This is a genomic window from Flavobacterium sp. N502540, from assembly GCF_025947365.1.
In the GTDB taxonomy this organism is placed as follows: Bacteria; Bacteroidota; Bacteroidia; order Flavobacteriales; family Flavobacteriaceae; genus Flavobacterium.
Genome location: NZ_CP110012.1, coordinates 5054865 through 5072445, shown reverse-complemented (window position 1 = coordinate 5072445; position 17581 = coordinate 5054865). Strand labels below are relative to the sequence as shown.

Genomic DNA, 17581 nt, shown 5'->3' with positions numbered 1-17581 from the left:
TACGACATTTTCACAAATCTAATGAGAGATCTACTAGCTAATCTTAGGAAGAATAATATTTTTATTTCCCTGGAAAATAATAATTTGAAATTAAAATTTGGTGATTCTACTCCTAGTAAGATTTTAATTGAGGAGGTTAAGAAATACAAACAAGAATTAATTGAATACTTAAGAAACAATTCTTACAAGGAATCTGACTTTCATTCAATACCCAAAATTGAAATTCATAATGAAGGATACGCTTTATCTTCATCACAATACAGACTTTGGATTCTAAACGAATTGAACACTGATAATGCAGCATACAATACAATAGAATTGTTCAGTCTTGACGGACTTATTGATTTGCCTTTGTTGGATTCATCGTTTAAGGAACTGATCAATCATCATGAGATCTTGCGAACTGTATTTAAAAAAGATGATTTAGGAGAGGTAAAACAATTTATAATTTCTGCTGATAGTATAGATTTTAGGACAGCATATTATGATTTACGCGGAGTTGAGGATCAGGGGGCAAAAATTAAGTTAATAATTAATGAACAAAGGATAGCACCATTTGATTTATCGTCGGGTCCTTTACTTCGTGTTAGTTTATTACAGCTAACAGAGGATAAGTATGTTTTATGTTATGTTTTACACCATATCATAAGTGATGGATGGTCACTAAATGTAATGATTAAAGATTTGTTTGCCTTGTATATTGGAGCTAAGCAAGGTAAACAAAACAGACTAGAGCCATTGCGCATTCAGTATAAGGATTATGCCGCGTGGCAGCAAGATCAGCTAAACGGAGAGTCTTTAAAAGAGCATCAGAATTATTGGTTGCAGCAGTTTGAGGGGGCACTTCCGGTATTGGAATTATTGGAAGACAAAGCTCGTCCTGCTTTAAAGACCTATAACGGAGGTGTTTTAAACATGAGTTTTTCTGCTGAATTGAGTAAAAAGCTAAAGAATTTTGCTCAGGAAAATGGCTGTACATTATATATGAGTCTGCTTGCAGCAGTTAAAACTTTATTGTATCGATATACCCAACAGGAAGATATTATAATTGGAAGCCCAATAGCAGGAAGAGATCACGTTGATTTGAATAATCAGGTGGGATGTTATATTAATACCCTTGCATTAAGAACACGTTTTAGCGGGAACGATAGTTTTAAAGAATTACTCTTAAAAGTTAAAGAGGTAACCCTTGGGGCTTATGATCATCAAATCTATCCATTTGATGAGTTGGTAAAAAATCTCAACATAAAGCGCGATGCAAGCCGAAGTGTTTTATTTGATGTGATGGTTGTTCTTCAGAATACCAATACTAGTAAGCAATCGGAAGATCAGTCTTTGGATTTGCTGCGTGTAAGTAAATATGAAGTTGAAGAAGAGCAGGTTATAAGCAAATTAGATCTGGCTTTTGATTTTGCAGAGATTGGCGATGGACTGCACGTTACTATTGAATATAACAGTGATATTTATTATAAAAATTCTATTGAACAAATAGGGGGACATCTGCTTCAATTGATTGAAGCGGCACTAACACAACCTGATTTAGCAGTTTGTGAACTGGATTATATGAGTTCATTACAGAAGAATGAACTTCTGCTGGATTTTAATAAAACGGTATTTGAATATCCGGCAGATAAAAATCTGCTTGATTTATTTAGCGATCAGGTTTTAAAAACACCAGATCATACCGCGATAGTATTTGAGGGTTCACAATACACTTATCAGGAACTTCATAACCTATCAAATGAGTTGGGAGATTATTTACGTAAAAAGTACAATATTCGCGCCAATGATTTGATCGGTATTAAATTAGACCGCAGCGAATGGATGGTTATAGCAATTCTTGGTGTTCTAAAATCAGGAGGAGCCTATTTACCTATTGATCCGGAATACCCTCAGGAGAGGATTGATTTTATGACAGCAGACAGCGGCTGTGTAACGCTATTAGATGCTGAAGAATTGGCTGTTTTTAGAAATTCTGAAACAGGTTATGATAAAGAAAATTTTAAGACCAATATAAATCAGAAGGATCTTGCTTATGTGATTTATACTTCAGGCTCGACAGGTCGTCCAAAAGGCGTTCTGATTGAACATGGAGCAGTAGCAAATTCAATTCAGGCGCAGCAGTCTATTATAGGTATTAGCGTATCACAAAGGTGTTTACAGTTTTTTTCCTGTTCTTTTGATGTTTCTGTTTTCGAAATATTTCTAACCTTACTGAGCGGTTCTGCTTTACATATAATAAAAGATTCAGACAAGAAGAACCCGGAACTTTTGGAAGACTATATTCAGGATCATAATATTGAAATGGTCACACTTCCGGCGGCATACTTACCGTTAATTGATATTAGTAAATTATCGGGTTTAAAGAAAGTGGTAACAGGAGGAGAGTCTGTAAGTCAGGATCTTGTTTTAAAAGTTTCTGATTACGTGGATTATTACAATGCTTATGGTCCCACAGAATCGAGTATTTGTACCAGTATCTTTGAGATTAAAAAAGGAGGAAGAGCATTGGTTGATCGTGTGAGTATCGGTAAACCAATTGCCAATACAGCTATTTACATTTTAGATGCGCAAAATCGTTTGACAGCCAAAGGTATGGCCGGAGAGATCTGCATAGGAGGATATGGCCTTGCCCGCGGATACCACAATAATGAGGCGCTGACTTCAGAAAAATTTATTCCCAATCCATTTGTTGAAGGAGACCGAATGTATAAGACAGGAGACTTAGGCAGATGGTTACCGGATGGTACCATAGATTTCCTTGGACGTATTGATGATCAGGTTAAGATACGTGGTTATCGTATAGAATTGGGAGAAATAGAACGCAGTCTTCTTAGTTGTGAGGGAGTAGATTCAGCGGTGGTGATTGCCCATCTTAACGCAAACAAGGAAAAGGAACTTGTAGCTTATGTTTTGAGCAGTAAAGTTCTGCATACTCAGGATCTGATTCTTGAACTAAATAAGATTTTACCGAGTTATATGATTCCGGTGCAATTTGTACAATTGGACGAGTTACCGTTGACCAGTAATGGAAAAATAGACAAAAGTAAACTGCCAAATCCTGATGAATCGAGAATGGAAGCGGGGATCGAATATATTTCCGCCAGAAACGAAACCGAAGAGAGTCTGGTTGAAATATGGCAAAGTATTTTATCAAGAGACAAAATAGGTATAAAAGATGATTTTTTTGAATCAGGAGGACACAGCTTAAAAGTTAGTCAGTTAGCCAGCAGAATAAATAAACATTTTGGAGTTACTATTGAGCTTAGAGAACTGTTTGAACAAACAGTCTTGGAGCAGCAGGCAGAATTAATTAAAAGAAGTTTAAAAACAGCCTATGTATCGATTCCATTAACTTCGGTTCAAGACAATTATCCGGTATCTTCTGCACAAAGAAGGTTATGGCTTTTAAGTCAGTTAGAGTCGGGGAATTCAGCATACAATATGCCGGGAGTTTATATTTTTGAAGGAGAACTGAATTATGATATTCTGACTGCTTCATTTTTAAAGCTCTTGAATCGTCATGAAATTTTAAGAACCGTATTTATTCAAAATGCAGAGGGAGAGGTAAGACAAAAAATTCTTTCTGTCGAAGAATTAGGCTTTAAAATAGAAAATCAAAATCTAGCCGACTTTCCGGAGAGAGAGGAGATGGTAAATGATAGTATACGTCAGGTTTTAATGCTTCCATTTGATTTGGAAACAGGACCATTACTTCGAATAAGTTTATTTCAATTAAGTGACAATAAATGGATCTTCACTTATGTAATGCATCATATTATAAGTGACGGATGGTCAATGGGACTTTTAATTAAGGAATTACTGGAATTGTACAGTTCCCATGACCAGAATAACCCTTTTTCAAATCTCCGTATTCAGTACAAGGATTATGTTGATTGGCAGCAACAACAGGTGGATAGTGATATTACACAACTGCATAAAAAATATTGGCTGGAGCAGCTTTCTGGTGAATTACCAGTTTTAGAGCTCCTGGTTGATAAATTGCGTCCGCAGATAAAAACATATAACGGAGGTAGCATTAAGAAACAAGTAACACCAGAGTGTTACAAAGCTATCAAACTAATTACTCAAGAGAGAAAAGGAACACTTTTCATGACTTTACTGGGCGTGGTAAACGTTTTGTTATACAAATACAGTAATCAGACTGATATTATTTTAGGCACTCCTGTGGCAGGCAGAGGGCATATTGATCTTGAAGATCAGATAGGGCTCTATTTAAATACATTAGCATTAAGAACGAGTTTTAATGGCACAGACAATTTTAACGAACTTTTTGAAAATGTTAAAAAGGTTACTCTGGGAGCTTATGAACATCAAATATACCCTTTTGACGCGCTTGTTGATGAACTGAATATTCAGCACAATCCAAGCAGAAGTGTGTTGTTTGATATTATGGTTAGTTTTCAAAATAATGAGTATAAAGAAAGCGATTTTAATAAGAAAACAGGTCTTTCGATCCAGCCTTATCCAAATGAGGAGGCGCAAAGCAGTAAATTTGATCTAACTTTTGACTTTATTGAGACTGGAGATGATTTTTTTGTAACGATTGAGTATAATAGTGATTTATTCCTACCGGAAACGGTAAGTTGTATGACTACTCATTTTGAGAGATTGATTGTTGCAATTTCTAATAATCCTTCTTTACCAATTGAGCAGCTTGATTATTTAACGGCAAACGAGAAAACACAGTTATTATCAACTTTTAATACTACAAAATCGGATTATCCATCCAATCAAACGGTATTAGATATATTCGAGTATCAGGTTAAGCTTAACCCTGACAATATTGCTGTTATCTTCGAAGATACAACACTTACTTATAGACAGCTGAATGAGCATTCTAATAATCTGGCCTTTAGTTTACGTGAGAATTTTAGAGTTAAGGCAAATGATTTTGTTGGTATAATGTTAGATCGTTCAGAGAAAATGATTATTGCAGTACTGGCAGTTTTGAAATCTGGCGGAGCTTATGTTCCTATGGATCCTGAAATTCCATCCAAACGAAAGCAGTATATCATCGAGGATACTAAAATAAATGTCCTGATTACCCATAATAAATATATTTCTGATTTAGATTATTTTAACGGGGACTTGATTGAAATAGAATCGACTGAAACGAATAATGCAGTAACAAAACTGGATTCAGTACACATCCAACAAAAAGATCTGGCATATGTAATCTATACTTCAGGTTCAACAGGTACAATCAAAGGGGTTCTTATCGAACATTCCGGATTGGTAAATATGGCATTTGATCACATAGATAAACTTCAGCTTACCTCATCTGATAAGGTATTACAATTTATGTCAATATCTTTTGATGGTTCGGTATTGGATATTTTCATGACTTTATTAGCCGGGGCGACACTTGTTTTGCTAAAAAAAGAAATAGTTGATGATCCTGACTTATTCGTTCAATATATCAATAAAAAGGATGTAAGCGTTATAACCATTCCTCCGGCATATCTAAGAGCTTTGAACAGAGATCCATTAGATAAAGTAAAAACAATTATTACGGCTGGTGAAGCTGCATACGTTGAGGATGCCTTACATTATGCACGCTTTAAGAATTTTTTTAATGGATATGGCCCATCAGAATGTACCGTAAACAGTACCCTGTATAAAGTTGATCCAGCATTAAATTATACGGCAATACCAATTGGTTACCCGGCTTATAATAAAAGCATTTATATACTTAATGAAGCTTTACAATTACAATCAATAAACACTATTGGTGAAATATGTATTTCTGGTGTTGGACTGGCAAGTGGCTATCTCAATAATGAAAAATTAACAAAAGAGAAGTTCATTACCAATCCATTTTCTCCAAGTGAAAGAATGTATAAAACCGGTGATTTAGGACGCTGGTTATCAGATGGCAGTATTGAATTTGTAGGACGAAAAGATGATCAGGTTAAAATTCGGGGATATAGAATTGAGCTGGGAGAAATAGAAAGTGTTTTAAAAAACCTTCCTGAAATTAATGCGGCTATAGTTATAGCAAAAAAGAACTCATCTGGTGAAGCCGAATTGGTTGCGTATGTTTTGAGTAATGACATCTTAAATGCGCAAAATTTAAAAACTCAAATCAGAAGTGTTTTACCGGTTTATATGATTCCTCGTTATTTTGTACAACTTGATGAGTTGCCCATAACTACAAATGGTAAGGTTGACAAAAAAGCGCTGCCAGATCCTTTTGTATATGGACTGGCAACGGGAGTAGATTATGTTGCCCCGCGAAATGAAACAGAAGAAAAATTAATCTCTATCTGGAAAAACGTATTAGATATTGACACTTTAGGGATAAAAGAGAACTTCTTTGAAATTGGAGGACACAGTTTAAAAGCGACAAGACTCGTTAATCAGATACATAAGGAGTTTGAAGTAAAAATTGCATTAAAAGATTTATTTGTTACTGCAATATTAGAAGATCAGGCTCAATTAATTCAAAAAGCAAAGAAGACTTCTTTTGTTGATATTCACGCTGTCACGAAACAAGCGTATTATCCGTTATCAGCTTCTCAACGTAGGTTATGGATACTAAGCCAGTTTGAAGAGGGAAGTGTTGCCTATAATATGCCGGGTACTTATGTGCTTGAGGGAAATTTAGATCAGAAAATTTTAGAGAATTCCTTTAAGAAGCTAATTGAAAGACATGAAATTCTTAGAACAGCATTTAATGAAAATGAAGCTGGAGAAATAAGACAGTTCATACTCGAAGAAAAAGAATTTAAGCTTATTTACGAGGATCTTAGAAATGACAATAGGCAAGAAGAAAAATTAGATAAGATTTTACATAATGAATTTAACACAATTTTCGATCTTAAATCCGGTTCACTGGTAAGAGCATATTTGGTTCATCTGGCAGAGAACAAATATGTGTTTAATTGCACGATGCATCATATTATTAGTGATGGCTGGTCAATGGGGGTTTTAATAAAGGAAGTTATGATGTTTTACAATCAGCAAGTAAACGGAATACTATCTGAAATGGCTCCTTTACGCATTCAGTATAAAGATTATGCGGTTTGGCAGGAAGAACAATTAAGCGGAGAGGCCCTAAAAGAGCATAGAACATACTGGCTAAACCAGTTTGAAGGAGAATTACCGGTATTTGATTTACTGCCAGGTTTGGTTAGACCTTTACTTCAGACCTATAATGGAGGTATTGTTTATAAAAAAATTGATGCAGAAAGCAGCGCAGGGATCAAAAAAATATGTCAAAATCAGGGCGCAACTTTGTTTATGGGAGCTCTGGCTTTAGTAAATACTTTAATCTATCGTTACAATAATCAGGAAGATCTTATCATTGGTACTCCAATAGCAGGAAGAGAGCATTCTGATTTAGAAAATCAAATAGGGTTTTATATTAACACCTTGGCATTAAGGACACGTTTCAATAGCCATGATAGTTTTGTTAGCTTGTTGAAAAACATACAAGAAGTTACTCTTGGAGCTTATGAACATCAGATATATCCTTTTGATGAACTGGTTGATTCATTGCATTTACAAAGAGATATGAGCAGAAATCCGCTTTTTGATGTGATGGTAACTGTTCAGCATAATGAATCGAAAGAAAATAACGAGCAGGATTTGGAGGATCTTCAGGTTAGTCCATACGAAGGCACTACGGCTGTAGTTAGTAAATTTGATTTTACCTTTAATTTTGTAGATTCAGGAGAAGAATTGTCATTTGATTTAGAATATAATACGGATATATATTCGGAACAATTGGCAAATCAACTGGCAAACCATTTAGTAGGTTTAATTCAGGCTGTAGTTCAAAAACCAACATTAGAAATACTTCAACTTGACTATCTGACAGAATCTGAAAAAGAAAATTTTCTTACAACATTTAATAATACTACGGTTCGATATCCGGAAGATAAAAATGTAGTGAATTTATTTGAAGATCAAGTTGCTGAGTCTCCTGATAGCATTGCCTTAATTTTTGAAGAAAAAGAACTTACTTATAAAGATTTGAATGAAAAATCAAATCAGTTTGCAGCTTATTTAAAGGAGAATTATAGCGTTAATCCAAATGATTTAATAGGGGTAGAACTAGAAAAAAATGAATGGGCAATCATCTCTATTCTTGCTATATTAAAGAGCGGTGGAGCATATGTACCAATTGATCCGATGTATCCAAAGGATCGTAAAGATTTTATGTATGCGGATAGTGGGTGTAAATTAATTATAGACGAAAAAGAACTTAAAAAGTTCAACGCCGAAAAGGAAAAGTATACCGTTGAAAATTTAGGTGTTGTAAACATTCAGAGTGATTTAGCCTATATTATTTACACATCAGGTACTACAGGAAATCCAAAAGGGGTCATGATTGAGCACAAGTCACTTTTTGATTATATCAGCACATTCGAGAGCACTTTTAAAATAACTAAAGACGATCGATGTATACAGCAGTCTTCTTTCTCATTTGATACACATATTGAAGAGATTTATCCGGTATTGATCAAAGGGGGGACCTTACTGATGGGAAGAAATGGAGGACAGGATATAAATGAATTACAAACTCTGATAGAAAAAAGAGGAGCTACTGTAATAAGTACTACTCCTTTGGTATTGAATGAATTAAATAATTGTGGTTTAGACTTGTCTAATCTAAGACTGATGATTAGCGGTGGGGATGTATTTAATACTTCTTACGTAAGCAATTTTTTAGATAAGATAGACCTATATGACAGTTATGGACCTAGCGAATCTACAGTATGCTGTACTTATTTTAAAATCGAAGATGCACAGAAATCATCTGCCATCGGGAAGCCAATAAATAACCGAAAAATTTACATATTAAACGACGAAAACCAATTATCACCAATAGGAGTCAGAGGTGAAATTTGCATAGGAGGAGCTGGTTTGGCTCGTGGATATTTGAACAGACCTGACCTGACTAATGAGAAGTTTGTAGATAATCCTTTCGCTATAGGAGAAAGAATGTACAAAACAGGTGATTTCGGAAGATGGTTAACAGATGGAAATATTCAGTTTTTAGGCAGAAAAGATGATCAGGTAAAGATAAGGGGATACAGAATTGAGTTAGGTGAGATAGAAACTGCGATTCAAAGTTATGAAGAAATCGATTCTGCTGCTGTAATCGCAAAAATGAATAAAGAAGGCAACAAAGAATTAATCGCTTATGTTGTTAGTAAGAAAGAGATAAGTTCATCAGAGATGCGAATTTGGTTAAGCACCCTCTTACCAAGCTATATGATACCCAATTATTTTGTACAGCTAGAGCAGTTACCATTAAATTCAAGTGGTAAGATCAATAGAAAAACACTGGAGAATAAGGATGTATCGGAGTTATTAACTACTACCGATTACGTTGCACCACGAAATGAAACAGAAGAAAAATTGGTTTTGATTTGGGAAGAAATATTAGGAAGAGAAAGAATCGGAGTTAAAGACAACTTCTTTGATCTTGGAGGCCAAAGTATAAAAGCAATTAAATTGATAATTAAAATCAAGAATGTTTTTGATATAAATCTTGACCTGAAAAATATTTTTATTGAACCTACAATCGAAAATTTATCAGATAAAATTAAGAATGATTTGTGGCTGCTTTCTACCGTTTCGCACGAGATAGACGAGTTTGATGAAATTAAGATTTAAAACACAGTGTTACTTTAAAAATAGTACATCATTGATATCGCAGAGAGATAATTAAGTAAGCTACTCTTTTGAAGTAGTAAACAGAAAACAGAAAATATAAAAATAAAAAATCTTCAAAATATGGAAAATATAGAAAATATGGAAAAACAAATTTATTTAAGACAGAATATTCAAATTGAACCATTGGTAAATAAATGGTTTGCATGGGTGCATTTAATTTCTCCGGCTACTGCGGCATTAAACCTTTTCGATAGATATGTACGCATTATGGATTCTTATGTTGAGTATCCGGAGCTCCATGCGGATGCTGTTAAAAATCCTGAAATGAGAGGAGGTCCTTTTATTGATTTACAAGGAGAAAAAGTGGAAGAGGTTGCTAAATTAATTAATGATATAAAAGAGAATAATAAAGAACTCTATGAATTTACTGTCGCAATAAAAGAGCTGCACCAGTTATTAAAAAATAAAGCAAAAGGATTTTCTCTTGAACCATTATACGAAGAGGTACCAGATAAATTAAGAGGTTATGTAGAACTTTATTATGATATAAATAATAATGCCTGCTTTCGTTTTTTCGAGGCTTTGTTATATAAAAGTCCCTACTATGCCATAGGATCTCAGAGTATTGCCTTGTCTGAAATCGTTAAAGATAAAGAGCGTCCCTTTATTATGAGTACTCCGCGATTACCTGGAAATGACGTAATTCATCTTCCCATTTCTTTTGAAAATAAGGGACTGGATGAATTATTTAAAATGAAAAATACACCCCAAACTTATGAATTCATTAAAGAAAAGTTAGGAGTTGATATTCCAAATGAGGATTTCTTCAAATCGTTTTTTACCACAGAAGCACCTCCTAAGTATGCTAAATATGAAGGAGAAGGAATTAGAACAAGATATTTTGGACATGCCTGTATACTTGTTGAAACCAAAAACGTGAGTATTTTACTGGATCCTGTTTTAAGCTATACTTATGAATCAGATTTATCCAGATATACGTACCTGGATTTACCGGATCAAATAGATTATGTATTAATTACTCACAGTCATCAGGATCATATTCTTTTAGAAACACTTCTGCAAATCAGACATAAAGTCAAGAATATTATCGTTGGCCGAAACATGGATGGTATTTTGGAAGACCCGTCGCTTAAGCTTTTACTGGATAATTTAGGGTTCGAAAATGTATATGAATTAAGAGATCTGGATAAAATTTCATTTAAAGAAGGTTCAATTACAGGAGTACCATTTTTGGGCGAACACCATGATTTATGCATCAACAGTAAATTAGGATATGTAATACGTGTTGATGGTTATTCAATACTGGCAGTAGCTGATGCTTGTAATATTGAGCCAAGATTATACCAACACATTAATAAAGTTGTTGGAGATGTTGATGTTTTATTTTTAGGTATGGAATGTGACGGTTCACCGGCTTCTTGGGCATATGGACCATTATTTCCGGAAGTAATGGAACGGGAAGCCGATCGTTCACGAAGAGGAAGAGGAAGTAACTTTAAAGAAGGAAAGAAATTGATTGAAGCATTCAATTGTAAAGAAGTTTACGTTTATGCAATGGGTCAGGAACCTTGGTTAAAACACATTTTGGATCTGGAGTATACAAATGAATCCAATCCAATTATCCAATCCAATTATCTAATAGAGTCCTGCGAAAGCAATGGGATAGTCGCAGAACGTTTGTTTGGAGAAAAAGAATTATTGTCAGAAAAGAAGCAAAAAATGGCCGAACTAACAAATTAATCAACCCTTCCCCATTACAATTTTGTAAAGCAATTGTAATGGGGAAGTATTAGACACCTTTTTTGAAGTTTTAATCTAATTTCTCAGAAGGAACAATCTGATCGATTCTTGAGCTTAGTGATCCTTAGACCTGAATTCTATAATCTAATTCAAGTGAAGTCAATTTCTAATAAAATAATTTATAAAAGTACCTATTACAAAAAATGAGAGAGTTTTTATCTACATTACGTACCCATAATATTCATTTACAGGTTACAAAAGGAGAGTTAATAGTTAAATTTCCTAAAGGCGAAATGAACCAGAATCTTTTAGAAAAGATTAAGTCGAATAAAACAAGTTTAATTGATTATTTGACAGTTCTGAACGGTTATGACAATTCGAGTATCAAAGTAGTTGATACAAAGGAAAGTTATGATTTGTCGTCTGCTCAAAAACGCCTTTGGGTTTTAAGTAAATACGATGGGGGCAGTATAGCGTACAATATACCGGGATTTTACACTTTTGAAGGTATACTTAATGTTTCCGCACTTGAGCTTGCACTTAATACATTGCAAAAAAGACACGAGATTTTAAGGACTTCATTTAAAGAAGATGCCGAAGGAGTTGCGAAACAGTTTATTGATAACGCTGATGGTGTAAATTTTAAAATGGGCATTTTTGATCTGAGATTAGAAGAAGATCGGGATCAAATGGTGAAAAAATATGTTCAAAATGAACTTAGCAGTTCTTTTGATCTCTCGTCATCAGAGCTTTGGAGAGCAAATTTATATAGAGTTGAAAATAATAAATGGATTTTTACATATGTAATGCATCACATTATTACTGATGGCTGGTCTATGGATATTTTAATTAAGGAGTTGTTTGTACTTTACAATTCCTTTAATAATAATCTTGAAAATTTACTCGAACCATTGCGCATTCAGTATAAAGATTATGCTGCCTGGCAACAAGATCAGTTAAATGGAGAGTCTTTAAAAGAGCATCAGAATTATTGGCTGAAGCAATTCGAGGGGCCTCTTCCGATACTGGAATTGCAGGCAGACAAAGCTCGCCCTGCTTTAAAGACCTATAACGGCGGTGCTGTAAACATGAGTTTCTCTGCTGAACTGAGTAAAAAGTTAAAGAATTTTGCGCAGGAAAATGGCTGTACATTATATATGACCCTTCTGGCAGCAGTTAAAACTTTATTGTATCGATATACCCAACAGGAAGATATTGTAATTGGGTCTTCTATTATTGGTAGAGATCATTCCGAATTAGAAAATCAGATTGGTTTTTATGTAAATACTCTTGCACTAAGAACGCGCTTTAGCGGAAACGATAGTTTTAACGAATTACTCTCAAAAGTTAAACAGGTCACCCTTGGTGCTTACGATCATCAGGTATATCCATTTGATGAACTGGTAAAAAATCTCAACATAAAGCGCGATGCAAGCCGAAGTGTTTTATTTGATGTCATGGTGCTTTTTCAAAGTATGGATATTAGCAACGAATCGGAAGATCAGTCTTTGGATCTGTTGCGCGTAAACAAATATGAAATAGAAGAAGAGCATGTTATAAGCAAATTTGATCTGGCTTTTGATTTTGCAGAGATTGGTGAGGGGGTGCACGTTAATATTGAATATAACAGTGATATTTATTATAAAAATTCTATCGAACAAATAGGAGGGCATCTGCTTCAATTGATTGAAGCGGCACTAACACAACCTGATTTAGCAGTTTGTGAACTGGATTATATGAGTTCATTACAGAAGAATGAACTTCTGCTGGATTTTAATAAAACGGCATTTGAATATCCGGCAGATAAAAATCTGCTTGATTTATTTAGCGACCAGGTTTTAAAAACACCAGATCATACCGCGATAGTATTTGAGGGTTCACAATACACTTATCAGGAACTTCATAACCTATCAAATGAGTTGGGAGATTATTTACGTAAAAAGTACAATATTCGCGCCAATGATTTGATCGGTATTAAATTAGACCGCAGCGAATGGATGGTTATAGCAATTCTTGGCGTTCTTAAATCAGGAGGTGCTTATTTACCTATTGATCCGGAATACCCTCAGGAGAGGATTGATTTTATGACAGCAGACAGCGGCTGTGTAACGCTATTAGATGCTGAAGAATTGGCTGTTTTTAGAAATTCTGAAACAGGTTATGATAAAGAAAATTTTAAGACCAATATAAATCAGAAGGATCTTGCTTATGTGATTTATACTTCAGGTTCGACAGGTCGTCCAAAAGGCGTTCTGATTGAACATGGAGCAGTAGCAAATTCTATTCAGGCGCAGCAGTCTATTATTGGTCTTAGCGCATCACAAAGGTGTTTACAGTTTTTTTCCTGTTCTTTTGATGTTTCTGTTTTCGAAATATTTCTAACCTTACTAAGCGGTTCTGCTTTACATATAATAAAAGATTCAGACAAGAAGAACCCGGAACTTTTGGAAAACTATATTCAGGATCATAATATTGAAATGGTCACACTTCCGGCGGCATACTTACCGTTAATTTATATTAGTAAATTATCGGGTTTAAAGAAAGTGGTAACAGGAGGAGAGTCTGTAAGTCAGGATCTTGTTTTAAAAGTTTCCGACTATGTAGACTATTACAATGCTTATGGTCCCACAGAATCGAGTATTTGTACCAGTATCTTTGAGATTAAAAAAGGAAGCAAAGAAAGAATTGATCGAGTGAGTATCGGTAAACCAATTGCCAATACAGCTATTTACATTTTAGATGCGCAAAATCGTTTGGCAGCCAAAGGTATGGCCGGAGAGATCTGCATAGGAGGATATGGTCTGGCTCGCGGATACCACAATAACGAGGCGCTGACTTCAGAAAAATTTATTCCCAATCCATTTGTTGAAGGGGATCGAATGTATAAGACAGGAGACCTGGGCAGATGGCTATCAGATGGCACTATAGATTTCCTTGGACGTATTGATGATCAGGTCAAAATACGTGGTTATCGTATAGAATTGGGAGAAATAGAACGCAGTCTTCTTAGCTGTGAGGGAGTAGATGCAGCAGTGGTTATTGCCCATCTTAACGCAAACAAGGAAAAGGAACTTGTAGCTTACGTTTTGAGCAGTAAAGTTCTGCATACTCAGGATCTGATTCTTGAACTACATAAGATTTTACCGAGTTACATGATTCCGGTGCAATTTGTACAATTGGAAGAGTTACCGTTGACCAGTAATGGAAAAATAGACAAAAGTAAACTGCCAAATCCTGATGAATCGAGAATGGAAGCAGGGATCGAATATATTTCAGCCAGAAATGAAACCGAACAGCAGTTATTGAAAGTATATCAGGAGGTTTTAAAAAAAGAAGATATTGGGGTTAAAAGTGACTTTTTTGTCTCTGGTGGAGACTCTATTAAAGCAATTCAAATTGTTGGAAAAATCAAGCAGTTAGGTTATACAATATCAATCCAGGAAGTTTTGGCACACCCGGTAATCGAAGACCTGATAGGAAAGATTCAGATTGTTACAGCTACAAAAGATCAGGAAATCATAGAAGGAAATATCCCTTTAAGTCCTATCCAACATTCTTTTTTTCAAAGTGATAAACCTGTAAAAAATCATTTTAATCAGTCAGTATTGTTAGTCGCGAAGGAACGAATAATAGAGAAGCATCTAAAAGAAGTTTTTGACAAGATTTTTGAGCATCATGATGCGCTTAGAATGCATTATCCTGCAAATGCAAATGGATATTCTCAAATCAACAAAGGTTTCGATCAGGGATGTCCGGTAGATGTAATTAATATTGAAGATGAAAATGAATTTTTAGAACATTGTGATCGCTTACAATCTGGTTTTGATTTAGAAAAAGGCCCTTTGTTTAGAGTTTGTTTATTTCGCAATAAAGAATGTGACCGACTTTTGATGATAGCACATCATCTTATTATAGATGCGGTTTCATGGCGAGTACTCTTTGAAGATTTTTCTGCGCTTTATGAGCAATGTTTAAGAAACGTAAGTTTATCTCTGCCGGCTAAAACAGACTCATTTAAATTTTGGATGGAGAAGCAAGTAGAATATTCTAATAGTGAGATACTAAAAGAGGAAGAAAAATACTGGTCATTACAGGAATCCATACAGGTTCATAAATTACCTATGGATATTGAAAATGGAAGTAACACCTATGAAAATACAACTACACTTTCATTTAAATTAGATGAAACAACTACTCAGGCTTTGCTCACAAAATGTTCCAAGACCTATAATACAAATGTAAATGATATCTTAATAACCAGCTTTGCGGCCGCTATGAGTGATTTATTTAACTTAAACACGGTTTCAATTAATCTGGAAGGACATGGTCGCGAGTACATAGGCGCAAACATGGATGTATCTCGAACTGTTGGCTGGTTTACAACAATGTTTCCAATTGTTTTGGATGTTTCCTACAAAGAAGATAAAATTCGTCAACTTATACAAGTGAAAGAATATTTGCATCGCATACCTAACAAAGGTTTAGGATATGGTGTTCTGAAGCACATTTCTGGTAAAAAGTATGAGTTGGAGCCACAAATTACATTCAATTATTTTGGTGATTTTGGTTCAGGAGTTCAAGGTAATAATGGAGAAAATTTGTTTGATTTTTCAGGAGATCATCATGGGATGCCGTTCCCTAAAACCATGGAAAGAGAGTCTCTTATGGATGTTTCGGGAATGGTTGTAAACGGATGCTTGGAACTTTCAATTGATTACAGCAATGAGCAGTATATAGAAGAAACCATAGCAAATTTGCTCGCAAAATTTAAAGAAAATCTGAACGAATTAATTTTAAAGCTATCAACAGATGAAAGCAAAAATATCACACCTGTCGATTTAACTTACAAAGGGTTTACTGTAGAGAGCTTACAGCTGCTTAATTCAGATGTGGACATCGAAGATATCTTTCAGGTTTCCGACATGCAGAGAATTCTTATCGAGGAATATGAAAAGGATGTTATCCGTAAAGGAATTTACCATCCATTATTCTCCTGGACTTTTACCGATAATTCTTTTTCATTAAATGCTTTAAAAAGTGCTATAGACGCGATTCAGAAAAAACACTATGCTTTACGTTCGGGTTTTATAAGAACAGACAATGGTACTATTTGCCAATTGGTTAAAAAAAATCAAACAGCAAATAGTATAGAAAAAGATCTTTCTGATCTTTCAGAAGCAGAGCAGCGCGTATTTATCAAAAATACCATAAGAGAAGATATTGAGGCTCAATTTAAAATTAATGACACACAAACTTTAGCATCACGATTTAGAATATTCAAACTTGCAGAAGATTCTTTTGAATTAATGTTTTCAGCTCATCATGCACTATTAGATGGTTGGGGAGGAGCAGTATTCAAAAAAGAATTGTTGGATTTTTATATGAGTTTTAAAGCTGACAGAACGGTAGATTTTACGGTATCGCCAAATGCCTCGATTGAGCATGTAATTTTAAGTAATAAGGTAACAAAATCTAAGGATGCAATTGATTTCTGGCACAATGAACTGCAAAACTGGAAACCCTTTAAGTTGGAAGAAAACACAGATACTTTAGCAGGATATTCGACAAATAGTATGACTGTGCCTAAAGAAGTACTGCAAAAAATTAGAGAACAGGTATTGACCGATAAAACTTCTCTCAAAGCGATTTATTTTAAATCCTGTATTGAAACTTTCAGAAAATTTTTGAATACTAAAAATTTATCAGTTGGAGTGGTGCTTAACGGTAGATCCGACGATCTTGTTAATGGGTTGAATGCCATAGGACTGTTCTGGAATATTTTGCCGTTTTGCGTTGATTCAGCATCATCTTTAGATAATAAAAGCATCCAGAATAAGCTAAATAAAATGGATGAGTTTTCTAAATTTTCCGCACAGGTAATAAAAGAAAAGCTCGCTTCGGATCATAGCTTTATAAGCTTCAATTTTACACATTTTCATAACTCGAAAAATACTGATACACCACAAATAACAGAAGATTTCCCAACATTAATTAATGAGTTCTCTATTGATTATTATCATTATCCACTTAATGTCAGGGTTGGTATAAATCCAAATGATGAAGATCAGGTGAGTATTGTTCTTGATTATGATCAGGCATTTTTCTCCGAGAGTATGAGTCACGAAATTTTGGCAGAATACATTAATCAGCTCGCTGCAGCAATATAAAA

The 17581-nt window shown here is 34.7% G+C and carries 3 protein-coding genes; all 3 read left to right on the top strand.

The window, feature by feature from the left end; all coding sequences use genetic code 11:
- The first annotated feature begins 21 nt into the window (after positions 1–21).
- The 3 genes from OLM58_RS21090 (at position 22) to OLM58_RS21080 (ending at position 17579) form a co-directional block, all read left to right on the top strand.
- Positions 22–9651 (top strand): non-ribosomal peptide synthetase, encoded by a 9630-nt coding sequence (locus OLM58_RS21090; protein ID WP_264530518.1) that lies wholly within the window; start codon positions 22–24, stop codon positions 9649–9651.
- A gap of 120 nt (positions 9652–9771) precedes the next feature.
- Positions 9772–11412 carry an MBL fold metallo-hydrolase gene (locus tag OLM58_RS21085; protein WP_264530517.1) on the top strand — a complete coding sequence of 547 codons (1641 nt, stop codon included), beginning with the start codon at positions 9772–9774 and terminating at the stop codon, positions 11410–11412.
- A 203-nt stretch (positions 11413–11615) separates the two neighbouring features.
- A complete protein-coding gene (locus OLM58_RS21080; RefSeq protein WP_264530516.1) occupies positions 11616–17579 on the top strand; it encodes a non-ribosomal peptide synthetase in 5964 nt (1987 codons plus the stop codon).
- Positions 17580–17581 lie beyond the last annotated feature (2 nt).

Coding starts and splice junctions, on each gene's coding strand:
- OLM58_RS21085 (WP_264530517.1), top strand. CDS start 9,772: ATGGAAAATATAGAAAATATGGAAAAACAAATTTATTTAAGACAGAAT.
- OLM58_RS21090 (WP_264530518.1), top strand. CDS start 22: ATGAGAGATCTACTAGCTAATCTTAGGAAGAATAATATTTTTATTTCC.
- OLM58_RS21080 (WP_264530516.1), top strand. CDS start 11,616: ATGAGAGAGTTTTTATCTACATTACGTACCCATAATATTCATTTACAG.